The organism is Pelomonas sp. BJYL3 (assembly GCF_027257975.1).
In the GTDB taxonomy this organism is placed as follows: Bacteria; Pseudomonadota; Gammaproteobacteria; order Burkholderiales; family Burkholderiaceae_C; genus Roseateles_B; species Roseateles_B flavus.
Window position 1 is genome coordinate 358,711 of sequence record NZ_JANZKX010000005.1, and the last position, 21,990, is coordinate 380,700.

Annotated in this window: 23 protein-coding genes; 5 read left to right on the forward strand and 18 right to left on the reverse strand. The window is 68.9% G+C overall.

Translation table 11 applies throughout. The features are described from left to right. Window positions 1–12: 12 nt before the first annotated feature. From O9Y01_RS17175 to O9Y01_RS17200, 6 genes are read right to left on the reverse strand one after another with little or no spacing between them, the layout of a single operon-like run. A complete protein-coding gene (locus O9Y01_RS17175) occupies window positions 13–3,720 on the reverse strand; it encodes a DUF6701 domain-containing protein (protein ID WP_269632819.1) in 3,708 nt (1,235 codons plus the stop codon). Further along, window positions 3,717–4,187 (reverse strand): agglutinin biogenesis protein MshP, encoded by a 471-nt coding sequence (locus O9Y01_RS17180; RefSeq protein WP_269632820.1) that lies wholly within the window; start codon window positions 4,185–4,187, stop codon window positions 3,717–3,719. Before O9Y01_RS17180 ends, O9Y01_RS17175 begins: the two co-directional genes overlap by 4 nt. After that, window positions 4,184–5,029, reverse strand: coding sequence for a type II secretion system protein (locus O9Y01_RS17185; RefSeq protein WP_269632821.1), 846 nt, complete (start codon window positions 5,027–5,029; stop codon window positions 4,184–4,186). Before O9Y01_RS17185 ends, O9Y01_RS17180 begins: the two co-directional genes overlap by 4 nt. After that, the gene (locus tag O9Y01_RS17190; protein ID WP_269632822.1) at window positions 5,010–5,576 is read right to left on the reverse strand and encodes a type II secretion system protein; all 567 of its coding nucleotides are present in this window, start codon (window positions 5,574–5,576) and stop codon (window positions 5,010–5,012) included. Before O9Y01_RS17190 ends, O9Y01_RS17185 begins: the two co-directional genes overlap by 20 nt. Window positions 5,577–5,614: 38 nt before the next feature. Next, window positions 5,615–6,073, reverse strand: coding sequence for a prepilin-type N-terminal cleavage/methylation domain-containing protein (locus O9Y01_RS17195; protein ID WP_269632823.1), 459 nt, complete (start codon window positions 6,071–6,073; stop codon window positions 5,615–5,617). Next, window positions 6,073–6,456 carry a type II secretion system protein gene (locus O9Y01_RS17200; protein WP_269632824.1) on the reverse strand — a complete coding sequence of 128 codons (384 nt, stop codon included), beginning with the start codon at window positions 6,454–6,456 and terminating at the stop codon, window positions 6,073–6,075. The genes O9Y01_RS17195 and O9Y01_RS17200 overlap by 1 nt, the downstream gene beginning before the upstream one ends. 510 nt (window positions 6,457–6,966) lie before the next feature. Here O9Y01_RS17200 and O9Y01_RS17205 point away from each other — a divergent pair. Then, entirely contained in the window at window positions 6,967–7,497 is a 531-nt protein-coding gene (locus O9Y01_RS17205; RefSeq protein ID WP_269632825.1) for a hypothetical protein, read from the forward strand. Between the two features lie 312 nt (window positions 7,498–7,809). On the opposite strand, the gene O9Y01_RS17210 is transcribed toward O9Y01_RS17205, so the two are convergent. From O9Y01_RS17210 to O9Y01_RS17230, 5 genes are all read right to left on the reverse strand, one after another. Then, the gene (locus O9Y01_RS17210; protein WP_269632826.1) at window positions 7,810–9,045 is read right to left on the reverse strand and encodes a type II secretion system F family protein; all 1,236 of its coding nucleotides are present in this window, start codon (window positions 9,043–9,045) and stop codon (window positions 7,810–7,812) included. 2 nt (window positions 9,046–9,047) lie between these two features. Beyond that, complete coding sequence (locus O9Y01_RS17215; protein WP_269632892.1) at window positions 9,048–10,805, reverse strand: GspE/PulE family protein; 1,758 nt, start codon at window positions 10,803–10,805, stop codon at window positions 9,048–9,050. Window positions 10,806–10,810: 5 nt separating this feature from the next. Next, window positions 10,811–13,330 (reverse strand): GspE/PulE family protein, encoded by a 2,520-nt coding sequence (locus tag O9Y01_RS17220; protein ID WP_269632827.1) that lies wholly within the window; start codon window positions 13,328–13,330, stop codon window positions 10,811–10,813. Window positions 13,331–13,589: 259 nt separating this feature from the next. Further along, complete coding sequence (locus tag O9Y01_RS17225; RefSeq protein ID WP_269632828.1) at window positions 13,590–13,829, reverse strand: zf-HC2 domain-containing protein; 240 nt, start codon at window positions 13,827–13,829, stop codon at window positions 13,590–13,592. Continuing rightward, entirely contained in the window at window positions 13,826–14,395 is a 570-nt protein-coding gene (locus tag O9Y01_RS17230; RefSeq protein WP_269632829.1) for a sigma-70 family RNA polymerase sigma factor, read from the reverse strand. The genes O9Y01_RS17225 and O9Y01_RS17230 overlap by 4 nt, the downstream gene beginning before the upstream one ends. 165 nt (window positions 14,396–14,560) lie before the next feature. Here O9Y01_RS17230 and O9Y01_RS17235 point away from each other — a divergent pair, with 165 nt between their 5' ends. The 4 genes from O9Y01_RS17235 to O9Y01_RS17250 are packed head-to-tail and all read left to right on the forward strand — an operon-like array spanning window position 14,561 to window position 17,022. Next, window positions 14,561–14,839 (forward strand): BufA1 family periplasmic bufferin-type metallophore, encoded by a 279-nt coding sequence (locus tag O9Y01_RS17235; RefSeq protein ID WP_269632830.1) that lies wholly within the window; start codon window positions 14,561–14,563, stop codon window positions 14,837–14,839. 3 nt (window positions 14,840–14,842) lie between these two features. Beyond that, window positions 14,843–15,763, forward strand: coding sequence for a DUF692 domain-containing protein (locus O9Y01_RS17240; protein WP_269632831.1), 921 nt, complete (start codon window positions 14,843–14,845; stop codon window positions 15,761–15,763). Next, complete coding sequence (locus O9Y01_RS17245) at window positions 15,747–16,574, forward strand: HvfC/BufC family peptide modification chaperone (RefSeq protein ID WP_269632832.1); 828 nt, start codon at window positions 15,747–15,749, stop codon at window positions 16,572–16,574. The genes O9Y01_RS17240 and O9Y01_RS17245 overlap by 17 nt, the downstream gene beginning before the upstream one ends. Continuing rightward, window positions 16,534–17,022 carry a DoxX family protein gene (locus O9Y01_RS17250; protein ID WP_269632833.1) on the forward strand — a complete coding sequence of 163 codons (489 nt, stop codon included), beginning with the start codon at window positions 16,534–16,536 and terminating at the stop codon, window positions 17,020–17,022. Before O9Y01_RS17245 ends, O9Y01_RS17250 begins: the two co-directional genes overlap by 41 nt. Window positions 17,023–17,058: 36 nt before the next feature. Here the strand turns inward: O9Y01_RS17250 and tolA are convergent, their stop codons facing one another. The 7 genes from tolA to ribH form a co-directional block, all read right to left on the reverse strand. After that, a complete protein-coding gene (gene tolA / locus O9Y01_RS17255; protein WP_269632834.1) occupies window positions 17,059–17,973 on the reverse strand; it encodes a cell envelope integrity protein TolA in 915 nt (304 codons plus the stop codon). 76 nt (window positions 17,974–18,049) lie between these two features. Further along, window positions 18,050–18,493 carry a protein TolR gene (tolR, locus tag O9Y01_RS17260; protein ID WP_269632835.1) on the reverse strand — a complete coding sequence of 148 codons (444 nt, stop codon included), beginning with the start codon at window positions 18,491–18,493 and terminating at the stop codon, window positions 18,050–18,052. 6 nt (window positions 18,494–18,499) lie between these two features. After that, entirely contained in the window at window positions 18,500–19,195 is a 696-nt protein-coding gene (tolQ, locus tag O9Y01_RS17265; RefSeq protein WP_269632836.1) for a protein TolQ, read from the reverse strand. 87 nt (window positions 19,196–19,282) lie between these two features. Next, window positions 19,283–19,732, reverse strand: a complete 450-nt coding sequence (gene ybgC, locus O9Y01_RS17270; RefSeq protein WP_269632837.1) for a tol-pal system-associated acyl-CoA thioesterase — start codon at window positions 19,730–19,732, stop codon at window positions 19,283–19,285. Then, the gene (locus O9Y01_RS17275) at window positions 19,729–20,925 is read right to left on the reverse strand and encodes a pyridoxal phosphate-dependent aminotransferase (protein WP_269632838.1); all 1,197 of its coding nucleotides are present in this window, start codon (window positions 20,923–20,925) and stop codon (window positions 19,729–19,731) included. Before O9Y01_RS17275 ends, ybgC begins: the two co-directional genes overlap by 4 nt. Before the next feature lie 62 nt (window positions 20,926–20,987). Then, window positions 20,988–21,521 carry a transcription antitermination factor NusB gene (nusB, locus tag O9Y01_RS17280; protein WP_269632839.1) on the reverse strand — a complete coding sequence of 178 codons (534 nt, stop codon included), beginning with the start codon at window positions 21,519–21,521 and terminating at the stop codon, window positions 20,988–20,990. 2 nt (window positions 21,522–21,523) lie between these two features. Continuing rightward, entirely contained in the window at window positions 21,524–21,988 is a 465-nt protein-coding gene (ribH, locus tag O9Y01_RS17285; protein WP_269632840.1) for a 6,7-dimethyl-8-ribityllumazine synthase, read from the reverse strand. Between the last annotated feature and the right edge of the window lie 2 nt (window positions 21,989–21,990).

Here is a 21,990-nt window from a genome sequence, read left to right on the forward strand (position 1 = left end):
GTGCGGATCAACTCAGTTCTCCCGCTGGTAGATGATGGAGTCGGTGCCCGTGTAGAGCCCGAAGCTGGCCCGGGCGCTGGGGTCCTTGTCCGCGGCCGTGCCACACCAGGGCCAGCGCAGGTGGCTCAGGTTGGCGCCGCTGCTGGCAGCGGGCGCGGGCGCAGGGGACCAGCTGAGGCAGCTGGCATCCGTGGCGGTGCTGCCCAGGGCGAGGGCCAGGTCGTAGCTGCCGCTGCGGCCGGCGGCCGGCTTGGCCAGCGTGATCAAGGCCTTACCCTGGTTGACGGTGATGGGGCTGGCGAGCACGGTGGCGTCCGAGCTGGTCATGGTCTTGCGGTAGTTCCCGAAGCTGATCTGGCTGCTGCTGATCCGGGTGCAGCTGTCCTGGGTGTTGATCTGGTAGACGCTGCCATCCCAGTACTGGGCCTGCAGTGGCACGCTGAGGGGGCGATGCTGGGAGCCTATTGCATTTTGCAGGCGCAGGCGACCATAGCGCAGGGCAACTGTCGCGACCAAGCCGCGCTCAGCGCCGTTGGCCGGGACATCGGTGTCGAGATTGGGCGCGCTCACGCCGCTGGCCTCGCCGTCCGAGGGCAGGATGCCGAAGCTGGCGCTGAAGGGGCCATCGGGGCTGCTGGCGCCGCCGGCTCCGATGGCGCGGGCGGCGTTGAGGACCAGGGTCGCGCTGGCGGCGCCGTTGCTCCAGCTGCCGGTGCTGCTCACCGCGCTGAGGCGTCCGCCACCGGTCTTGAAGGTGGTGCTGCCGGCCACGCCCGCGGGCCCGAGGTTGGCGGGCACGGTGAGGTTCAGCTTGGCATAGCTGCCGGTGTAGTTGAAGGTCCGGCTGCCCAGCGCATTGCGCGCCTCGAGGTCGAAGCCGAGCTGGAAGTTCTCGCCCAGGTAGCTGAAACCGGCGGCCGGGGTGCAGGAGGCCGTGCTGCGGTGGGTCACCGAGCCGTTGGAGACGGCAAAGCTGGCGGGGATGAAGCGGCCCACCATCGTGTTCTGGACGCCGCTGGCATTGAAGAAATAGCCGCGCATGTTGAGGCCGAGGTAGCCGGTCAGCACGTTGCTGGTGTCGAACTGGAAGCCACCCACCTCGGTGTACTGAAGGTTGCTGGCCGTGGCGCTGCCGCCGGTGACGGCCACCGAGCCATTGTTGAGGGTGCCCAGGGCCGGGATGCCGCTGGCAGGGCGCAGGACCGCCGTGTATGCGAATCCGGGTGCGATGCCTCCAGCGGTGATCGCGGCAAAGCCGACATTGGCATCCGGCACCCCGTCGTTGGTGCTGACGCCGGTGGCGTCGCCCGCATCGCCGAGGTCGGCGGTGTTGCTCCAGCGGTAGGCCGCTACCGTGGCACTGAAGTTGGCGCCGGCCGCTCCCAGGATGGCATCGCTGGGGAGGCTGCCGTTGGGGTTGTTGGTGCTGCCCATCTTGATCCCGCTGATGACGATGGCGAAGGGTCGCACCGTCATCAGGCTGCTGCTGCCGCTGATGGCATTGGTGGCGTAGGAGCCAGTCTCGTCCGCGACGCTGAAGGTGTACTGGCCGACGTCGCTGGTGCCGAGATTGAAGGTGGCGGCGCCCGTGCTGAAGTTCAGCGTGAGGTTGCTGGCGGCAGGCTTGGCCGTGGGGATGCTCAAGGCTGGCGAGACCACGCTGGGTGCCGTCCAGGCGCCGCCGCTGTCCGTGCGCCAGAGTTTGAGGTTGCGGCTGCCGGTGTAGTCGGTGGCGGGGCCGCAGGCACCGGTGATCGCGTCCTTCTTCACCAGCGTGAGCTTCATGTCGTGCGGGCGGCCGGCCACGCCGATCCAGCTGCCGGAGATCTTGTCGTTGAGGTCCTCGGTCCAGACGAAGGCGTTGTCGCGGAACTGCACCGTGGCCGAGTTGGTGTTGGCGCCGGTGCTGGTGTCCGTCACCAGCACGGTGAGGTCCCGGGCGGCCGAATGGCTCAGCGTGAAGCGGGCCACGCCGGCATCGCCGCTGACGAAGGTGTAGGTGGCCTGCCCGTCATTGCTGCCTGCCGAGAAGCCGCCACCCGGTGCTGGGCTGCCCAGAGCCCAGGTGCCCATGCCGCTGGAGGTGCGCAGCGTGACGGTGCCGGTGTAGCCGGTGATGGTGTTGCCGCCGCTGTCCTTGGCCGTCACGGTGACGGCTTGCGGCGAGCAGGTGGAGGCCGTGCTCGTGACGCTGATCAGAAAGCTCGCGATGGCGGGCACGCAGCTGTTGAGGTTGCGCGTCGTGCCATCCCAGTTCTTGCCGGCGCGCTGGTAGTTGTAGATGGCGCTGATGTCACTGGCCCCGAGGGCCGTGTTGAAGACCATGAACTCGTCCAGCGGCGCGCGGAAGGCCTGCAGGTTCAGGCTGTCGCAGGAGCTGCCGATGTAGCGCAGGCCGTAGCTGCTGCTGGCGCTGTTGACGCGCAGGCCCAGGGTCTCGCGGTAGCTGCCGTCCAGGTAGAGCTGGGTGCTGCTGCCGCTGCCGACCAGGGCGATGTGATGCCAGCCGCTGGCGAGGTTCAGCACCTGCGAGCCGATGACGGGCCCGTTGGCATTGGTGTAGACCCGCCAGCGGTAGGCGTCGTTGTCGCGGGTGTACATGAAGTCGCCGATGCAGCTGCCGCTGACGGGATCCAGCGCGGCCAGCGAGTGGATGTTGTTGGTGTTGTCGATCGCGAAGGGCGTGAGGTACCAGGTCGCGATGGTGTAGGAACCCGCCAGCGGCACCTTGCTGGTGGTGGTGAGATAGCTGTTGAGCGCGTTGCTGTTGAAGTAGCGCCCCACCACGCCGCCCGCCGCGGTACTGGGCTTGGCGCCGGAGGACGTGGCGTGGTAGCTGCCGCGGCTGTCGCGGGCTTCGCCCGAGCTGCCGTTGTAGCTGCATTCGTCGAAGTGATAGTCGGCGACCAGGCCCACGCTGGTGGCGTCACAGGTGCTGAGCCCGCCGATGGCGGCCTGATCGGCGGCGCTCAGGGTGATGCTGGAGCCCCCCGAGAAGCTCAGCGATCCCTTGATGGCGATCAGCCCGGTCAGCACGGCGTTGTTCCCCATGATGACGCTGTTGGTGCCGGTGCCGTAGATCACGCCACGGAAGGTGTTGTAGTTGCCGAAGCCGGCACTGGCGCTGGGGCCGAGCTCGATCAGGCCATTGGCGGTGGGTCCCGCGGTGTTGAACAGAAAGCTGTTGCCCACCGACAGGTAGTTCCCCATGTAGATCTTGACCGCGCCGGACAGGATCACGGTGACGTTGTTGCCGACGCTCCAGTTGTAGAGATAGTAGGTCCCGGCGCCCAGGGTGATGGTGCTGCTCGAGGCCACGTTGAAGTTGACGATGTAGTAGGTGCCGCCGCTGGTCGAGAAGCCGTCCACCGCGCTGACGGTGCTGTAGGTGCCTGCCGCCAGCGGCCCACTGCTGGCACTGGTGCTGCTGCTGAAGCTGGGGAAGCTGGCGGGCACGAGCGAGGGGAAGGTGCTGGCGTTGTTGTTGCGGATGCCGGTGGTCGGCAGATTGGGGCCGGTGCCGCTGGTGCTCAGACCGTTGACGATGAAGTCCCCCGGCAGGCTCAGGGAGCCGCCGCTGCCGGCGGTGAGGGCATTGGCGGTGGGGATCGGCCCGCACTGGGCCCGTGCCGGCGTGGCGCAGAAAAGCGCCAGCCACAGGCACAGCAGGCCCAGCAGGGTCAGGTGCCGTGCGCGGGAGAGGGTCCAGGAAGTGTTCATCGTGCCACCCGCTTGCTGAGGCTGCGTTCCACATAGGTCGCCGAGGGCGCTGCGCCCGCCGGGCAGGCACCGCCCACCGGCTGGTTGCAGGCGATCGACGTGATGTCGTAGAACACGAGGCTGGTCGCGCCGTCGGTGGCCGTGCCGGTGGCCGGCGTGCGAGCGCAGAAGACCGTGACCGTGAATTCGGAGAGGGCGGCGTCCGTGGCTGGCGCGAAGGTCAGCTGCGTGGTGCTGAAGCAGGCCGGCGCTGCCGCCGGCGGGAGCGGATTGCGCAGCAGCTCGTAGCTGGCCCATTCCAGCCCGGCATGGGCCGCCTGGTAGGCCCGTGCGGCGGACAGCTCGGCGGCCGAGCCCATGTGCTGGCGCTGGGTGAACAGGGCCATGGCGGCGCCCAGCGCGCCCAGAACGACCAGGATGAAGATCAGGGAGGCCATGGTGAAGCCGGCCTGTGCTGCGCGCCTCATGGCAGGTTCTCCACGTGCACGGCCCGGAAGAGCTGCACGGTCTCCCCGCCCAGCACCGTATCCGCCTTCAGCGCCAGGCGCAGGTTGACGGTGCCGGCCCGGTAGGCCACCACGGCGCTCTCGTAAATGAAATTGCAGCTCGTGACGCCCTTGGCCAGCAGGGCGCTGCGGCCTCCGTTGGGCGGGTCCGGCTGGGCGGCCTGGAAGCCGTAGCCGCTGTAGCGCGTGAGCGTGCCCGCGGTGAGGTCGCAACGGTAGGTGACGGGATCGCTGACCGCGTAGACCCGGTAGGGCGGGGCCATCAGACTCACGGGCAGGCCGGGATTGCTGGCGAGGGTGATGGTGGTCTGGGTGCCGGCGGCATTGCTGGCGATGCGCCGGTTGCTGGAGCTGCTGATGTCCGCGTAGGCATTGGCATCCGGCACATTGACGCCCAGGTTGTACCAGACCAGCTGCTGGCTGGTCCCGAGGGCAAGACCTGGCCCCACGAGCTTGAAGCTGGCCGCTGGCGTGCCGAAGACCAGGGCGCCGGCGCCCTCGGTCTGGTAGCGCGCGGCGCCCGTGGTGGGCACCAGCTCCAGGGTGGTGCCGCTGGCGTTGATGCGCACGCTGTTCGGCAGGGATTCCGCAAGGTCCCGCGCGATGCGCCGCAGGGCGAGGTCGGTGCGGGCGGCCACGTCCGCGCGGGCGGCGCTGTCCAGGTAGCCGCGCACGGCCGGCGCGATGAAGATGGACACGCCCGCCAGGATGCCTCCCATCACCACGATGACCATGACGGCCTCGATCAGCGTGAATCCACGCTGGCGCGCGAGGGGGCGGCGCTCAGCCGGCATTGGGCGCATGGCGGGTGCGGTAGCCCTGGAGGGTGACCGAGGTGTTGCCGGGGCCGCTGACCTGCACGGTGATGCGCAGGGCGTCGCCCGCCGGGACGCTCTTCAGCGCGACGGGCGCGACCTGCACGCTCGCGCTGTAGTCGCTCAGACCGGCGACGGGCGTGTTGGTGATGTCGACGATGCCGCTCATGGCGAAGCCGTGGTAGTCGTTGACATTGTCGAACTGCGGGGCGGTGTAGCGCGTTTCGCCGGTCTCAGGGCCCAGGGCTTCGGCCGTCGTGGCGCAACCTGCCGCGGACGCGGCGGTGGCGGCGGCCGCGTCGTCCGGGTCGCAGAAGGTGAAGGGCTGGAGCTGCACTTCCTGCAGCAGGGATTCGGCGATGGCCAGGGCCTGCCGCTGTGCCTGGGGGTTGGCGCTGGCACGCGTCGCCTGGGCGAAGACCTGCAGCACGCCGGCCAGGGCCAGCCCCAGGACCATGATGAAGACCAGCAGCTCCACCAGCGTCAGGCCGGCCTGAGGCCGTGTGGCGGTGGTGAGCGCAGGGCGGAGTGGCATGGCCGGCATGCTAGGGCAAGCGGGCCGGTGGCGGCGCTTCAAGGAAGCGCGTGAAAGAGGCCCGTTTCGTTTTCAAGGCGGTAGCTCTTGCTGTAGCTGCCATGGCTGACCGTGAGATCGAGGGAGCTGCCACTGGCGGTGCTGGTGAGCCCGGTGCTGGTGGCGAAGAAGGTCGCGCTCACGGGGCTGGCCAGACTCAGGCAGGGGCTGTTGCGCGTCGGGCAGGTGACCGCGACCAGCGGCGTGCCGTCCCCGTAGGCGAAAGTGGCCCCCGTGCTGCTGAAGGTGGCCACGATGGCCCGGCGCTGGTTGAGGGCCAGGCGCTGGACTTCCAGGCAGCGCGAGCGCAGGTCGTCTCCAAAGGCTCGCAGCCGCCAGCCATCGAGATCGGCGAACTTGGGGGCAGCGAAGACCGCCAGTGCCGCGACCAGCACCAGGGTGATGATCAGCTCGACCAGCGTGAAGCCCGCCGCGGTGCGGCGGGCCGCTGAGCTCATCAGAGGATGCCGGTCGCCGTGAAGACGGCGCTGGCGCCACTGGGGCCGTTCACCACGCAGTCGGACTTGGTGGCGTCGGCGGCCACGGCGGCGGGCGTGGTGATGGTGTAGCCCGAGGGCACGTCGCCGGACTGCAGGGCCTTCTTGACGTCGTCGCAATCCACGATCTTGACACCCGCGCCCGTGCCCTTGGCCTTGCGCTCGGCGTAGTTGATGGCGGATGCCGAGCTCAGTGCGCCGGCAACACCCTGCACGGCCGCCGCCTTGGCATCGCTGCCGAAGTCGACGAACTTGGGCAGGGCGATGGCCGCCAGGGCGCCCAGGATGACGATCACCATCACCAGCTCGATGAGGGTGAAACCAGCTTGATTGTTCTTGCGCATGCGGAAAGCTCCGTGATTCAGGCCTGGCCTGACATCCGGCGTGACGGCCCACGCCTCCACTCCAAGACCGGATGTGTGCTCACGGTATCGGCTTTCGAGCTCCAGGGTGAAGGACTTCTTTCACGAACTCCTGCAAGGGGTTGCCCGGCCAGCGCATTCCTGCGATTTGGCGCAAATGCGGAACGAAAAAAAATGAGCGCGGGGAGGGCATGCGGTGCCAGCGCTCATCCCGGACGGCGCCAGGGCGGGAGGGGCGCCTGCTGGCCGCCGCAGCCGCCCGGGGCGGCGCCTGGTATGTCCGGCATTTGCGGATTTCGGCTTTGAATCCTCTGGCTTGACAAGCCGTCCGGAAGAACAGTGTGGTTTTTTAAATCCCCCATTGTCCGCGCGGAATAATGCTGCGCATCCCGGGCTGAATCGGGCTTGCCGCCTGCCGGGCACAGCTTAACAAAGTCCAGGGGTTTTCTGTAAGAGGGCACTGGGCCCAATGACCTATTGGATGGATGAATCATGCGCAAATTGTCGCGATTTCTTTTTCTTCTTGAAATTGTGCCGCTGCTGGTATTTGTCGCCATCCGCGCCCTGGGTCTGGACATGACGCAGCGCATCCTGGTGGCGGGCAGCTGCGCCCTGGCAGCGCTCGTGCTGCTGAGGGTGCTGCGGGTGGCCTACACGCCGCTGTTCTTCGCGACGAACGTCTTCTTCATCTTCGCGGCCTCGCTGCTGCTCTCGCCCTTTGACGGGCTCAGCGCCTTCTTCCTCTATCTGGGCGAGGTGGGGATGTTCGTGACCATCCTCCTGATCGGCTTCGTCTGGCTGCTGAGCCAGGACGCCGGCCTCTTTCATCCCAGCACGGCCGCCGGGATCAAGCACAAGCGCTATTCCTGGCTGCTGCTGCTGGTCTATGCGGCCTGCCTGCCCATCGCCTGGACCTTCAAGGGCAATGAAAACCTCGCGGGAGCCCTGCCGTTCATGATGATCACGGTCGCAGAAAAGCTCTTCTACCACCTCCAGCTGCGGGAAATCAAACGGGCCGCATGATGGGTTTGGAAGGCGCTCGATCGGGATTGGCGGGCTATCTTCGATATAGCCCCGTTTCCTGTTCTTGCGGGTTAATCAAGTATTTATTCCCGTAGTGGTGCAATACTGGGCTGCGGCGAATGCAGATATTATTCGGTACGCTCAGGCCGGGCGCCGAATCAATTCGCTCGATGATCCGAAGAATCCCGGTGAGGTGCTGGTGAGCTGCGGCAGATTCGTGCGGAGATATCCGCCCCTGCATCATCTTCATGTCGGCATCTCGCCGCGCGCGGTCCCGGTGCCTGATATGCGGCAGCGCCTGCCGCCGGGGGCTCAGCTCCGCCCCATGGCCGCCTGACCCAGGCTCCACAAGGGCATGAACACGCCCAGGGCCAGCACGAAGACCATCACGCCGATGACCAGCAGCAGCAGGGGCTCGATGGCGGAGGAGAGGCCCTTGATGGCGTAGTCGGTCTCGCGCTCGTACATCTCGGCGATCTCCAGCAGCAGCTGGTCGAGCTCGCCGGTCTCCTCGCCCACGGCGATCATCTGCAGCACGATGGGGGTGAAGACGCCCGCGGCCGTGGCGCAGCGCGAGATGCTTTCGCCGCGCTCCACGCCGTCGCGCATCTGCTCCACGCGGCTGGCGATGAAGGCGTTGTCCACCGTCTGGGCCACCACGTTCATGGCCTGGCTGACGGGCACGCCGCTCTTGGTCGCCAGCGAGAAGCTGCGGGCGAAACGGGCCAGCGTGGCCTTGAGCACGATGGGGCCGGCGATAGGCAGGCGCAGCTTGACGCGGTCCCAGCGGTAGCGGCCTTCCTCGGTGGCCAGCCAGGCCCGCACCATCAGCATCAGGCCCACCGCGCCGGCCAGCAGCAGCGGCCACCAGCGGACCATCCAGGCGGAGAAGCCCAGCAGCAGCCGCGTCATCAGCGGCAGCTGGGCCTTGAAGCCGGCGAAGACTGTGGCAAAGGTGGGCAGCACGAAGATGTTGAGCACCACGATGGCGATGGCGATGGCCGCCAGCACCATGACCGGGTAGCGCAGCGCCTGCTTGATGCGGGCCCGGGTGTCCAGCTCGAACTCCAGGTGCTGGGCCAGACGCAGCAGGACGTCCGGCATGCGGCCGGTCATCTCGCCGATCTGCATCATCGCGATGTAGAAGGAATTGAAGATGCCCGGGTGCCGCGCCATGGCCGCGGACAGCTCGCGGCCCTGGTCCAGGCTGGCGCGCAGGTCCTGCAGCAGATGGATCAGGCTGGCCTGGGCGGTGGAGGCCTGCAGGCCGGCCAGGGAGCGCAGGATGGGCACGCCGGCCTTCTGCAGGGTGTAGAGCTGGCGGGTGAGGATCAGGCAGTCGTCCATGCTGACCGGCGCGCGGCGCAGCTGCTCCCACCAGGAGGGGCTGTTGTCGGACAGGCTCTTCTGCGCGCTGGCCTCGATGCGGACGGGGATCACCCCGCCGGCCATCAGCTGGGCGGCCACGGCGTCGCTGCTGTCGGCATCGGTGTGGCCCTGGACGAGTTCACCCCGGTTGTTGCGACCCTGCCAGGCAAAGCTCCTCATGCTCAGTCGCCCTGATCAAAGCCGATGCGCATGGCCTCGGCCAGGGTGGTCTTGCCGGCCTTGACCAGGGCCAGGCTGCGGTCCGCCAGGGTCTTGCCGCGCAGGGCCTCGCGGGCGGCACCCATGAAGGCACCGGCGTCACCGCGCTGCACGGCCAGGGCCATCTCGGCGTTCATCTCCAGCATCTCGTAGATGCCCTTGCGGCCCTGGTAGCCCGTGCCATTGCAGTGGGAGCAGCCATGGCCGCGCAGGCTCTTGACGCTGCCGGCTTCGTCGCCTGCCACGGCCTCCAGCCAGGCGCGTTCCTGGGCATTGGGTGCATGCGGCTCGGCGCACTGCGTGCACACGGCCCGCAGCAGGCGCTGGGCAAACACCGCCTGCAGAGAGCTGGCCACCATGAAGGGCGGGGCGCCCATGTCCAGCAGGCGGAAGGGGGTGCTGAGGCTGTCCCGGGTGTGCAGGGTGGACAGCACCATGTGGCCGGTGATGGCGGCGCGCAGGCCGATCTCCACCGTCTGCGCGTCCCGCATTTCGCCAACCAGGATCACGTCCGGGTCCTGGCGCAGGCAGGCACGCAGCACACGGGCGAAGTCCAGCTCGATCTTGTCGTTCACCTGGACCTGGGTCAGCCCCGGCAGGCGGTACTCGACCGGGTCTTCCACGGTGATGATCTTGCTCTTCTCGGCGTCCAGCTCGGCCAGCGCGGCATAGAGCGTGGTCGTCTTGCCGGAGCCCGTGGGGCCGGTGACCAGCACCATGCCGGCCTGCTGCGAGAGGATCTCGCGGAAGCGGGCCAGCATGTCTTCGGGCATGTCCAGCTGGTGCAGGCGGCGCACCGCATTGCCTTGCCCCAGCAGGCGCATCACCACGGACTCGCCGTACTGGCCAGGCAGGGTGGAGAGGCGCACGTCCACGGTCTTGTCCCGCAGGCGCAGGGTGAAGCGGCCGTCCTGGGGCAGGCGCTTCTCGGAGATGTCCAGCGCGGCCATCAGCTTCAGGCGCTGGGCCAGGGCGGGCGCGATGCGCTTGTCGGCCTGGGTCTGGATCTGCAGCTGGCCGTCGATGCGGGTGCGGATCAGCAGCTCGGTTTCCTGGGGCTCGATGTGGACGTCCGAGGCGCCGGCCTGGCTGGCGTCCTCGAAGACGGACTGCAGCAGTCGCACCACCGGCGCGCCCTCCTGGCCCACGCTGGCCTGCAGGGCGCCGAAGTCCACCGCATCGCCGATGTCCTTCTCCAGGGCCTTGGCCAGGCCGGAGATCTCCTCGCTGCGCCGGTAGTGGCGGTCGAAGGCCGCGGGCAGCTGGCTCTCGGCCACCACGGCCATGGCGATGCGGCGCTTGAGCAGGCGCGAGAGCTCGTCGTAGGCAAAGAGGTCCAACGGGTCGGCCAGGGCCACCAGCAGGGTGTCGTTGCGCTCCTCCAGCACCAGGGCGCGGAAGCGGCGGGCGGGTGTCTCGGGCAGCAGGCGCACCAGCTCGGTCTTGAGCGGGAAGGTCTTGAGGTTGACGAAGGGGATGCGCAGCTGGCGGGCCAGCACATGGGCCAGGGCCTCTTCGCTGATCAGGCCGGCGTCGATCAGCAGCCGGCCCAGCTTCTTGCCGCTGCTGCGCTGCATCTCCAGCGCCTGCGTCAGCTGCCCCTCGGTGATCAGCTCCTGCTGGACCAGCACATCGCCCAGGCGCAGTTTCTGGGGGCGGCCGCTGTTGCGTTCAGCGTCGGAAGCGTTGGCGGAGGCAGGTGCGGTGCTGGGGCTGTCCATCGAATTCATGCATTGCTGGTGGCGCGGACCTCGGCCAGGCTGGTGACGCCCTGCAGTACCTTGACGATGCCGTCCTGGCGCAGGGTGCGCATGCCTTCCTTCATGGCCTGGGTCTGGATCTCCTCGGCGCGGCTGCCGGTCTGGATCAGGCGGCGGATCTCGCGCGAGACGCTCAACAGCTCGTGCAGTCCGGCCCGGCCCCTGAAGCCCGTGTTCTCGCACTGGGGGCAGCCCGCGCTGTGATAGTGCATCAGCTGGCCGCCGCTGCCATGAAGCTGGCGCCACTGGGCGAGCAGATCGTCACGGCCGGGCCGAATGTCTGGGGCGAAGGCGTGCAGATAGTCCTCCACCAGCTCCTCCAGGTCGGCCGCCGGCAGCGGCGAGCTCTTGAGACAGTGGGGGCACAGCCGCCGCACCAGGCGCTGGGCCAGCACGGCCAGCAGGGAGTCGGCGAAGTTGAAGGGGTCCATGCCCATGTCCAGCAACCGGGTGATGGTCTCCGGTGCGCTGTTGGTGTGCAGGGTGGAGAGCACCAGATGGCCCGTCAGCGAGGCCTCGACGGCGATCTGGGCCGTCTCCTCGTCGCGGATCTCGCCCACCATGATCACGTCCGGGTCGGCCCGCAGGAAGGCGCGCAGGGCCTTGGCGAAGGTCCAGTCGATCTTGGGGTTCACCTGGACCTGGCGCAGGCCCTGCTGGGTGATTTCCACCGGGTCCTCGGCCGTCCAGATCTTGCGCTCGGGCGTGTTGATCCGCGAGAGCACCGAGTGCAGGGTGGTGGTCTTGCCCGAGCCCGTGGGCCCCACGCACAGCACCATGCCGTAGGGGCGCTCGATGGCCGCCGTCAGCCGGGCCATGTTGTCGGGCGAGAGGCCCAGCTTCTCCATGGGGATGGGCCGGGCGGAGGACAGCAGGCGCATCACCACGTCCTCCAGGCCGTTGTTGGTCGGGATGGTGGCCACGCGCAGCTCCAGGCGGTGCTGGGGCGAGAAGCGGGCGAAGTTGATCTTGCCGTCCTGGGGCTTGCGGCGTTCGGAGATGTCCAGGTCGCACATGATCTTGATGCGGGCGATCATGGCGTTGCGGTAGGTGTGGGGCAGCTCCAGGTAGGGCTGCATGTGGCCGTCCCGGCGGAAACGGATCTTGAGCTTTTCGCGGCCGGGGTGGGTCTCGATGTGGATGTCGGAGACGCCTTGCTGGCTTGCCTCGATGATCATGGTGTTGATCAGGCGCACCAGGGAGTTGTCGGACTGCTCGATCTGCGGCTCGTCATCACGGCTGCCGCGCTCCTGGACCTCGCGCTCCAGGCTCTCGATCAGCTTGTCGGTGTTGTCGAACTCGAAGTCGGGCTGCAGTCCCGGCAGGGGGATCTCGCGGGGCGCGATGCTCTCGCTGCCGAAGCGGTCGTAGGTGGCGGGCAGGGCGAACTGCAGGCTGCCGACCTTGGTCAGGGCCGGCGCCACCTTGAGCTGGGTGACGAACTCGATCTCATCCAGGGCGTCGCGCCGGGTGGGGTCCTCCATGGCGACGATCAGCCGCCCGTCGCGCAGGACCAGGGGCAGCACCTCCAGGCGCCGGGCCACCGAGAAGGGCAGCTTGCGCACCGCGTCGGGCTCGACCGGGAAACGCTCCAGGTCCACGAGCGGATAGCCCATCTTGCGCGCCAGCGCGGACTGCAGCTGCTGGCGGGTCACGATGCCCTTGCGCACCAGCAGCTCGCCCAGCGGGACGGAGCGGTCGCTGCGCTGCTGGGCCAGGGCGTCTTCCAGCTGGTCGTAGCTGATCAGCTCCATGGCCAGCAGGGCTTCGCCGATGCGCACCATGGGCATCCTGGCCTGCTGCTCGATGGCCTGCAGCAGCTGCTCGGGCGTGACGATCTGGCGGGCCAGGAGGATGTCGCCCACGCGCTGGCTGCGCAGCTTCTGCTGCTCCTGGGCCGCGGCCTCGACGTCCTCGATGCGGGCCAGCTGGTCCTTCACCAGGACGTCGCCCAGGCGCTCGCCGATGTCATGGCTGGCCACGCACTCGCGGGGAATGAAGACGCAGCGGACGGCGTCATCGAACTCGCTGACCGGCACGAAGAGGAACAAGCCCAGGGCGTTCTCGTGGTGGCCGATGGTCATGCCCTTGAGCTCGCCGCCGCCAGTGAAGCGCACCTTGAACTCCACGCGGGGGCGCTGGTCCAGGTTCAGGGCCTCGGGCGGCTGCTCCGGCTGCCGGGGGGCTGCAGGGATGGCCTGCAGCAGCTTCAGGGCACGGAACTGGCTGAACTTGAGTGCGACCGGGCTGCGCGCCGGCGGCACCAGCAGCTGGGCCACGCGCTCCTGGGCCTGCATCTGCAGCAGCTGGCCCTGGGTGCGGCTGTTGTTGAGGCCCAGGATCTCGCAGGGCTGGGGGGCCTCGCTGGGGGGGACAGGTGCGTAGGCGGCGTAGGGCGGTGTGGGCCAGGCAAACACGGCATCCATCCCCGCGTCCGATCCGGACCCGGGCTCGGGCCAGTCAATCGTCGCGGACAGGTCGTTCATCTCAAGGACTCCAGGGGCAGAGGCGGCGGCGCACACCGGCGGCATGCCCGGACGGGCCGGCCTAGGCCGCATGCTAATCGCAAGGGCAGGGGGCGGATAGCCGGAACTGGCCTCGCCGGGGCAGGCTGTTGCATTGCTGCCGCCGGTCCGATGGGCGAAAGACGTGCCTGGATGACGAGGGAGGCAAGAACTGGCCCCCGCGGGTTCGCGGCCTGAGCCGGCCCGGGCCGTGGACCTGCGGGCGCCCGGCGGGCGGGGCTCAGCCCAGGCCCTCGTCCTCGCTGTAGCTGCGCCAGCGCTGGCTGGCCTTCTGCATCAGCTGGACCTGCTGGCGAAAGCGCGGGCAGGCCGCGCACAGGGGCATGTGCAGGGCCACCAGCACGCGCTCGCGCAGGGTGGGCGGCCGCTCCTGGGCCAGCAGCAGCATCTGCGTGACCTGGCGGCAGTTGGGCAGCAGCAGGCGCAGGATGGGAATGAAGAGCTTTCGTAGCAGTTTCATGCGGCGGCTCCCGGGCCGGCGCCGGCAAACCAGTTGAGTTCCAGACATTCGCGCAGCCTCAGCCGCGCGCGGTGAAGCATCACCCAGAGGTTGGTCGGGCTGATGGCCAGGACCTTACAGATCTCCTCGGTGTCCAGCTCCAGCCACTCGCGCATCATGAACAGCCGGCCCTGCTGGCCGGGCAGCTTGTCCACGCAGGCCTCCAGCACGCGCATGAAGTCCATCTGGCGCAGGGCGGCTTCCGGGTCGCTGCCCCAGTCGCCGGGGGCCTCGCGCCAGTGGCCGGTGCTGTCGAAGAGCTGCTCGTCCAGGTCTTCCTCGTCCTCACGGCTGGTGGAAAGCTCGCGGCAGTTGCGGCGGATCTGGTCCACCAGCTTGTGCTTGAGCACGCCCACCAGCCAGGTCTTGAGCTGGGAACGGCCGGCAAAGCCGTCGGGGCGCTCCAGTGCGGCCAGCAGGGTCTCGGAGACGGCGTCCTCGGCCCAGGCCTCATTGCGCAGCTGCAGGCGGGCGTACTTGAGCAGCTGCGGGCGCAGGCTCTCCAGCTCGGCGGGGGCGATGCTCATGGTGGGATGCAGGGGAAGGGAGGGGGCGGGCACGGAAAGTTTGCAGCGCAGTGTAAGGACTGTCAGGCCTCTTGCGACACACCCCGCGTGGGTCGATGATGGCCGCCTCGCGGCGCACCTTCCGCGACCCCGCTGTCCACTCAACACTGTCAACAAGGAACCATCATGTCGCACAGCAAGACTCTCAGCACCGCACTGGCCGCCGCACTCGCCCTGGGCCTGGTCCAGCAGGCGCAGGCCGAGGACAAGGGCGCCAAGGAGAAGTGCTATGGCATCGCCAAGGCCGGCCAGAACGACTGCGCCAACCTCAACGGCAGCCACAGCTGCGCCGGCCAGGCCACCACCAACAATGCGCCCGAAGAGTGGCGCTATGTGGCCAAGGGCAGCTGCAAGAGCCAGGGCGGCCTCAGCACTGAGGAAGCCCGTGCCAAGATGAAGAAGTGAGCCATGCAGGCCGCGGTCGCAGATCCGGCGCTGTGCGGCATCGGCTGGCGCCACGGGCATGAGGCCGAGCTGCTGGAGCGCCGGCCCCCGCTGCCCTTCATCGAGGTGCACTCGGAGAACTACTTCCAGCCCGGCGGCGCGGCCCTGCAGACGCTCATGCTCGCGCGGGAGCACTACCCGGTGAGCCTGCATGGTGTGGGCCTCTCCCTGGGATCGGCCAGCGGCCTGGACGCGGGGCACCTGGACCGGCTCGCGCGGCTCGCCGAGCGGGTGCAGCCCCTGCGCATCTCCGATCACGCCAGCTTCGCCCGCGTCCCGATGGAGGGTCAGGTCTTGCATGGGGCCGACCTGCTGCCCGTGCCCTTCAGCCGGCGCTGCCTGGATCGCATGGTCAGCCAGGTGCAGCAGGCGCAGGAGCGGCTGCGGCAGCCCCTGCTGGTCGAGAACCTCAGCGCCTACCTCGCCTGGACACCCGAGGCCGAGGAAGGCCCTCTGGCCGAGGTCGAATTCCTGGACCAGCTGTGCCGCCGCAGCGGCTGCGGCCTGCTGCTGGATCTCAACAACCTCATGGTCAACGCCCTCAACAGGCATGGCGGCGCCTGGGAGCCGGCCCAGCAGGACTGCCTGGACTGGGTGCAGGCCCTGCATGGCGTGCCGGGGGAGATCCACCTGGCCGGGCACAGCCGGCAGCAGGGCCTGATCGTGGACGATCATGGCGATCACGTGGCTGACCCCGTGTGGCGGCTCTATCGCCAGACCCTGCGGCATTTCGGGCGGGTCATCCCCACGCTGATCGAATGGGACACCCGCCTGCCGCCCCTGGATCTGCTGCTGGCCGAGGCCCGGCGGGCCGATGAGATCGCGGCGGAGGTCCTGCAGGACCGGGCGCCCCAGCCACAGGCTCGCCATGCCCTCGGACATTGAGCGCCAGGCCGCCCTGCTGAAGGCCATCCTGCAGGGCGACAGCGGCTCGCTGGCGGCCCTGGGCCTGCGCGGCGTGCTGCCCGGCGAGGCGCAGGCGGCGGTTCAGGAGGGCCTGCTGGCCTATCGCGGCAATGCCATCGCCCTGTCCGAGCGGGCCCTGGCGGGCGCTTTCCCGCACCTGGCGGCGCTGCTGGGCCGGCAGTTCGGCAGCCTGGCGTGGACCTTCTGGAAAGCCAGTCCGCCGACCTGCGGGGACCTGGGCGAGTGGGGCGCCGCGCTGCCGGACTTCCTGCGGCGCACGGCAGACGACGCCCTGGCCGACCTGGCCACGCTGGAGTGGGCCCTGCACCAGGCCGAGCGTGCGCCGGACGCCGTGCTGGACGCCCCGTCGCTGGCTCTGCTGCAGGGCGAACCGCAGGCGCTGCGCCTGGCCCTGCGGCCGGGGCTGGCGCTGCTGTCGCTGTCCGACGAAGCGCTGTCCCTGCTGGCCCCCCATCGCGCCTGGCTGCACCCCCCGAGGCAGGGGGCGCCGGCCGTGCTGGTATGGCGTAAGGACTGGCGCGGCCGGGCGACTCAACTGCAGGCGGCCGAGGCCGCCTTCATGCGCAGTGCACTGGCCGGCGACAGCCTGGAGACCGCCCTGGCGGCTTCGGTACAGGCCGACGACGAAGGGGTGGACTTCACGGCCTTCCTCCAGCAGGCGCTGCGTGAGCAATGGCTGATGGCCGTCCGGCCCCTCGAGGCCGAGGGCGGCAAAGAGGAAAACAACGATGAACACCCTGAAGAAGCTCCCGCGCCGCCTGCTGGCTAGCGCCTGCCACGTCGGCCCGGATGCCGAGCAGCCCTGGCCGGCCCCTCTGTTCCGCTGGGGCCAGTCGCTGGCCCTGCTGGCGGCACGGGTCTATGTGGCCCGGGTCTTCTTCCTGTCTGGCCTGACCAAGCTGCGGGACTGGGACACCACCCTCGCGCTGTTCCAGGACGAATACCGGGTGCCCCTCCTGCCGCCGGAGGTGGCGGCTTATGCGGGCACGGCGGGCGAGGTGCTGCTGCCGGTCCTGCTGCTGCTGGGCCTGGGCACGCGCTTCGCGGCGGCCGGTCTCTCCGTGGTCAACGTGATGGCCGTGCTGAGCCTGGCCGAGATCGCGCCCGCGGCCCTGGCCGGGCATCAGTGGTGGGGCAGCCTGCTGCTGGGCGTGCTCCTGTGGGGCGCGGGCCGCTTCTCGGTGGACCAGGCCTTGCAGCCACGGCTCAGGGCCTGAGGCAGGAGCGCAGGCAAGACCTGGCCCCGCGCCGGCTCAGTCGTTGGGCTTGAAGCTGATCACCAGCACCGGCGGCACGCGGCCGTCGGTGTCTCGGGGCAGGCGGTCGGTGCGCTCGATGGCGCGCTGCACGGCACGGTCCCAGTCGGCATCGCCGCTGGACTTGGTGAGGCGGCTGCTGATGATCTTGCCGTCAGGCGCGCAGCGCACCTCGACCTCGGCCTGCGGATTGGCGCCGCTGCTGGCCGTGTAGATGATGTTGGGCCGGATCGCCGCCTTGATGCGCCCGGCGTAGGTGGCCGAGGGGCCCGAGCTCTGCTGGGCCGTGCCCGTGCTGCCCGGCGAGCCATTGGCGCCGGCCATGCCCATCATGCGCTCCAGGTTCTGCTTGCGCAGCGCATCGAGCTTGGCCTGTGCGTCCTTGGCGGCCTTTTCCTGCTTCTGCTTTTCCAGCTTCTCCTGCTTGGCGAGCTCTTCCTTCTTCAGGCGCTCCTGCTCCTTGAGCTTGTCGCGCTCCTTCTCCTTCTCGAGCTCCTTCTGCTTCTCCAGCTCCTTCTGCTTCTCCAGCTCCTTCTGCTTCTCCAGCTCCTTCTTGCGCTGGAGTTCGAGCTCGGCCTGACGGCGCTCGTCTTCCTTGCGCTTCTTTTCCTTGGCGATGGCGATTTCGGCCACGCGCTGCTCGGGCTGCGCTTCGGGGACGGGCGGCGGCGTCTTGGCCTTGGGCTGCTCGGGTTCGGGCTGGGGCTCGGGCTCCTGCAGGCGCGGCGCGGCGGCCTGGGGCACCAGGGACCACAGCTCGGCCTCGAAGGCGGGCTCGGTCTGGGTGTGCCATTGCACGCCCAGACTCAGGCCCAGCACCAGCAGGGCATGGGCCAGCAGGGCCAGGCCGAAGCCGCGGCCCATGGCAGGCGCCTGCGGCGGGCGCAGGGGGTCGGCGGACAGGGCGCTCATGGCCTGAGCCTCCCGGGGCGATGCGTCGCGATGGAGTCCAGGTGGACAGCCGGCGTGCTCTTGCTCATGGCGGGGCTCAGCGGCTCGCTTCGGCGGCGGCGCCGCTCTTCACGGCCAGGCCCACGCGCTGGATGCCGGCGCTCTGCAGGCTGTCCATGACCTTGACCACGGCCTCGTACTTGACGTTCTTGTCCGCCGAGATGACCACCGGCGTGCTGGCGTCACCGCCTTGCGCCTGCTTGACCTGGCGCGGCAGGTCCTTGAGCGTGGTGGGCTCGGGCTCGGACTTGTCCAGCTTGAACTTGAGCTTCTCGTCGGGCCCCACGACCACGTGGATCACATGGTCCGGCTGCTGGCGGCTCTTGCCCACGCTGGGCAGGTCCACCAGGCCGGTGGTGATCAGCGGCGCACTGACCATGAAGATGATCAGCAGCACCAGCATCACGTCGATGAAGGGCACCATGTTGATCTCGTTGATGGTGCGGCGGCGTCCACGGCCGCGGGAGGCAAGGGCAGCCATGGCGGATCAGCGGGTGGTGGGCGCGGCGGCGGGCGTGCCGGCATTGCGCTGCAGGATGTTGGAGAACTCCTCGATGAAGGTCTCCAGCGTGATCGCGCTGCGGTCGATCTGGCGCGCGAAGCGGTTGTAGGCCAGCACCGCCGGAATGGCCGCGAACAGGCCGATGGCCGTGGCCACCAGGGCTTCGGCAATGCCCGGGGCCACCGTGGCCAGGGTCACCTGCTGCAGATTGGACAGGCCCACGAAGGCATGCATGATCCCCCAGATGGTGCCGAAGAGGCCCACATAAGGCGACACCGAACCGACCGAGGCCAGGAAGGACAGGTGGGACTCCATGGCGTCCAGCTCGCGCTGGAAGCTGGCCCGCATGGCGCGCCGGGCGCCGTCCAGCAAGGCACTGGCCTCGGACACGCGACGCTCGCGCAGCTTCAGGAACTCGCGCATGCCGGAGGCGAAGATGCGCTCCAGCGGCGCGCCGTCGCTCTTGCTGGAAACGGCGTTGTAGAGGTCGTTGAGGTTCTTGCCCGACCAGAATTCCTGTTCGAAGGCCTCATTGCTGGACTTCACCCGGCCCAGGGCGATGAACTTCGAGAAGATCACGCTCCAGCTGGCCAGGGAGACGGTCAGCAGGGCGCCGATCACCAGCTTGACCACGAAGCTGGCGTTGGCGATGAGGGTGAAGATGGAGAGGTCTTGGTTCATCTCGGTTCGCTTGGAGCAGCGGGAAGAATCAGTGATGAGGGCGGCAAAGAAGGTGCGAAGTATGCCCGGCGCGGCGGGACATCGGTCTCAGCCTGCCGCCAGGGCCAGGGTGGACAGCCGCTCGAGGAGGTCTTGCGGCATGCGGGCCGGGCGGAAACTCGCAGCATCCACGCAGCCTATGCGGATTTCGCCTTCGGCCAGTAACTGTCCGTCACGCCAGGCCTGCTGGAACAAGGTCATGCTGGCTCTGCCCTGTTCGCGCAGCTCGACGGTGACGCGGAGCCAGTCGTCCAGCCGGGCCGGTGCCAGGTAGTCCAGCGCCGTGCGGCTCACCACGAACATGCGGCCCTGCTCCAGGCGCATCCGCTCCTGGCTGAAGCCCAGCTCGCGCAGCCACTCGGTGCGGGCGCGCTCGAAGAACTTGAGGTAGTTGGCGTAGAAGACCACGCCGCCGGCGTCGGTGTCTTCCCAGTACACGCGCAGGGCGTGGCAGTAGTGCTGGCGCTCATCCGCCTCGGGAGCCAGGGGGCTGCTCATGCGCGTCGCAGGCTGGGCAGCAGCTCGGCCAGGCGCCGGACGGCCTCGTCCAGGTCTTCGTCACTGCTGGCGAAGGACAGGCGCAGGAAGCGCGAGGCCAGCGCGGGGCCGAAGTCCCGGCCCGGGGTCAGGGCGATCTGGGCGCGGCGCATCAGCTCGAAGCTGAAGTCCCAGGCGTTGTCGGTGAAGCCGGAGACGTCCATCCAGACGTAGAAGGCGCCGTCGGGCATCACCGGCACCTCCAGGCCCAGGGCCTGAAGTGCCGGCACGATGCGGTCGCGGCGGGCCTTGAGCACGGCGCGGCGGCGTTCGTATTCGGCCAGCGAGGCCTCCTCGAAGCAGGCCAGCGCTGCATGCTGGGCGATGCTGGAGGGGCAGATGAAGAGGTTCTGCGCCAGCTTCTCGACGGGCCCCACCAGGGCCGGCGGCAACACGAGCCAGCCCAGGCGCCAGCCCGTCATGCCGAAGTACTTGGAGAAGCTGTTGATCGAGATGATGTCCTCGCCCAGGGCCAGGGCGCTGTGGCTGAAGGCTTCCTCGTAGGACAGGCCCAGGTAGATCTCGTCGATCAGCGTGAGGCCGCCACGCTGGCGCACGGCGGCCACGATGCGTGCCAGCTCGGCGGGCTCGATGGAGGTGCCCGTCGGGTTGCTGGGCGAGGCCAGCAGCACCGCGCGGGTGTGCGCGTTCCACGCCGCTTCCACCTGGGCGCAGCTGGGCTGGAAGCGCTGGTCGGCGCCGGCCGGCAGCAGCACGGCCCGGGCATCGGCCGCGGCCACGAAATGGCGGTTGCAGGGGTAGCTGGGGTCCGGCATGAGGACCTCATCCCCGCGCTCGAACAGGGCCAGGCTCACGAGCTGCAGCGCCGCCGAGGCGCCCGCCGTGATCACGATGCGCGAGGCCGGCACATCCAGCCCGAAGTGCCGGCCGTACCAGGCGCTGATGGCCTGGCGCAGGGCCGGTAGGCCGGCGGCCGCCGTGTACTGCGTGCGACCTTCGGCAATGCAGCGCGCGGCCGCCTCTGCCACGCCGGGGCTGGCCCCGAAGTCGGGCTCGCCGATGTTCAGGTAGATCATGCGGCGACCGCCTTGGGCGGGGTCGCACAGCGCCGTGCGGGCCAGTTCATCGGCCGCCTTGGCGCATTCCATGACGTAGAAGGGATCGATGCGATCCAGTCGCTGGGCCAGCTTCATCCGGGGCTGCGAGGGTGGGCTTGCAAGCGTGCGCCCGCAAGCGTGGGCTTGTGAAATTCCGCTCAGCGGGCCGGCTTGCGCTGGGCCTGCACTTCCACGGGGCGCAGGTCCCCGGCCGCGCGGTCCAGCACGCCGTTGACGTACTTGTGGCCGTCGGTGCCGCCGAAGGACTTGGCCAGCTCCACGGCCTCGTTGATCGCAACCTTGTAGGGGATGTCGATGCAGTGCTTGAGCTCGTAGGCACCGATCATCAGGATGCCGTGCTCGATGGGCGAGAGCTCGGTGGTCTTGCGGTCCACGTGGCGGCCCAGCACGCCGTCGAGGTCGGCGGCTTCATGCACGCTGCCGTTGAACAGGGCGTCGAAGTGGGCCTTGTCGCACTTGTCGAAGCCCTGCTGCTCGCGCATGTGGGCCTCGATGGCGGCGGGCTCGTCACCGGTCACCAGCCATTGGTACAGCGCCTGGAGCGCGAATTCACGCGAGCGGCGACGGGCCGACTTGGCGCCGGCGCGCTTGACGCCGGGCTTGGCCGCGGCGTTGGCTGCCGGCTTGGCGGCGGGCTTGGCTGCAGCGGGGGAGGGGGTCTTGTCGTTCATGCTCACTGCAGGGCTTTCAGAAGATGGGCCATCTCGACGGCCACGCGTGCGGCGTCCGCGCCCTTTTCCGCGGCACGGGCCCAGGCCTGGGGCTCGTTCTCGACGGTGAGGATGGCATTGGCGACGGGCAGGTTGGCGTCCAGCGAGACCCGGGTCACGCCCGCGCCGCTTTCATTGGCCACCAGCTCGAAGTGGTAGGTCTCGCCGCGGATGATGCAGCCCAGGGCGATGAGCGCGTCGAAGCGCTCGCTGTCGGCCATGGTCTGCAGGGCCACGGGCACTTCCAGCGCGCCGGGCACCGTCACATGGCGGATCTGGTGGCTGGGCACGCCCATGGCGGCCAGCGCCTCCAGGCAGCTCTGCGCCAGCGTGTTGGTGAGGGTCTCGTTGAAGCGCGCCTGAACGATGCCGATACGCAGGTCCTGGCCGTCCAGGGCGGCCTGCTGTCCCTTGTCTGCTCCTTGCATGG

Excerpts from the sequence above, each read along its gene's own strand:
- O9Y01_RS17245 (WP_269632832.1), top strand. The coding sequence starts at position 15,747 with ATGCCCTCGGACATTGAGCGCCAGGCCGCCCTGCTGAAGGCCATCCTG.
- tolR (WP_269632835.1), bottom strand. The coding sequence starts at position 18,493 with ATGGCTGCCCTTGCCTCCCGCGGCCGTGGACGCCGCCGCACCATCAAC.
- tolQ (WP_269632836.1), bottom strand. The coding sequence starts at position 19,195 with ATGAACCAAGACCTCTCCATCTTCACCCTCATCGCCAACGCCAGCTTC.
- O9Y01_RS17190 (WP_269632822.1), bottom strand. The coding sequence starts at position 5,576 with ATGCCACTCCGCCCTGCGCTCACCACCGCCACACGGCCTCAGGCCGGC.
- ribH (WP_269632840.1), bottom strand. The coding sequence starts at position 21,988 with ATGCAAGGAGCAGACAAGGGACAGCAGGCCGCCCTGGACGGCCAGGAC.
- O9Y01_RS17220 (WP_269632827.1), bottom strand. The coding sequence starts at position 13,330 with ATGAACGACCTGTCCGCGACGATTGACTGGCCCGAGCCCGGGTCCGGA.
- O9Y01_RS17250 (WP_269632833.1), top strand. The coding sequence starts at position 16,534 with ATGAACACCCTGAAGAAGCTCCCGCGCCGCCTGCTGGCTAGCGCCTGC.
- ybgC (WP_269632837.1), bottom strand. The coding sequence starts at position 19,732 with ATGAGCAGCCCCCTGGCTCCCGAGGCGGATGAGCGCCAGCACTACTGC.
- O9Y01_RS17195 (WP_269632823.1), bottom strand. The coding sequence starts at position 6,073 with ATGAGCTCAGCGGCCCGCCGCACCGCGGCGGGCTTCACGCTGGTCGAG.
- O9Y01_RS17225 (WP_269632828.1), bottom strand. The coding sequence starts at position 13,829 with ATGAAACTGCTACGAAAGCTCTTCATTCCCATCCTGCGCCTGCTGCTG.
- O9Y01_RS17180 (WP_269632820.1), bottom strand. The coding sequence starts at position 4,187 with ATGAGGCGCGCAGCACAGGCCGGCTTCACCATGGCCTCCCTGATCTTC.
- O9Y01_RS17205 (WP_269632825.1), top strand. The coding sequence starts at position 6,967 with ATGCGCAAATTGTCGCGATTTCTTTTTCTTCTTGAAATTGTGCCGCTG.
- O9Y01_RS17210 (WP_269632826.1), bottom strand. The coding sequence starts at position 9,045 with ATGAGGAGCTTTGCCTGGCAGGGTCGCAACAACCGGGGTGAACTCGTC.
- tolA (WP_269632834.1), bottom strand. The coding sequence starts at position 17,973 with ATGAGCGCCCTGTCCGCCGACCCCCTGCGCCCGCCGCAGGCGCCTGCC.
- O9Y01_RS17240 (WP_269632831.1), top strand. The coding sequence starts at position 14,843 with ATGCAGGCCGCGGTCGCAGATCCGGCGCTGTGCGGCATCGGCTGGCGC.
- O9Y01_RS17230 (WP_269632829.1), bottom strand. The coding sequence starts at position 14,395 with ATGAGCATCGCCCCCGCCGAGCTGGAGAGCCTGCGCCCGCAGCTGCTC.
- O9Y01_RS17200 (WP_269632824.1), bottom strand. The coding sequence starts at position 6,456 with ATGCGCAAGAACAATCAAGCTGGTTTCACCCTCATCGAGCTGGTGATG.
- O9Y01_RS17275 (WP_269632838.1), bottom strand. The coding sequence starts at position 20,925 with ATGAAGCTGGCCCAGCGACTGGATCGCATCGATCCCTTCTACGTCATG.
- nusB (WP_269632839.1), bottom strand. The coding sequence starts at position 21,521 with ATGAACGACAAGACCCCCTCCCCCGCTGCAGCCAAGCCCGCCGCCAAG.
- O9Y01_RS17175 (WP_269632819.1), bottom strand. The coding sequence starts at position 3,720 with ATGAACACTTCCTGGACCCTCTCCCGCGCACGGCACCTGACCCTGCTG.
- O9Y01_RS17185 (WP_269632821.1), bottom strand. The coding sequence starts at position 5,029 with ATGCGCCCAATGCCGGCTGAGCGCCGCCCCCTCGCGCGCCAGCGTGGA.
- O9Y01_RS17215 (WP_269632892.1), bottom strand. The coding sequence starts at position 10,805 with ATGGACAGCCCCAGCACCGCACCTGCCTCCGCCAACGCTTCCGACGCT.
- O9Y01_RS17235 (WP_269632830.1), top strand. The coding sequence starts at position 14,561 with ATGTCGCACAGCAAGACTCTCAGCACCGCACTGGCCGCCGCACTCGCC.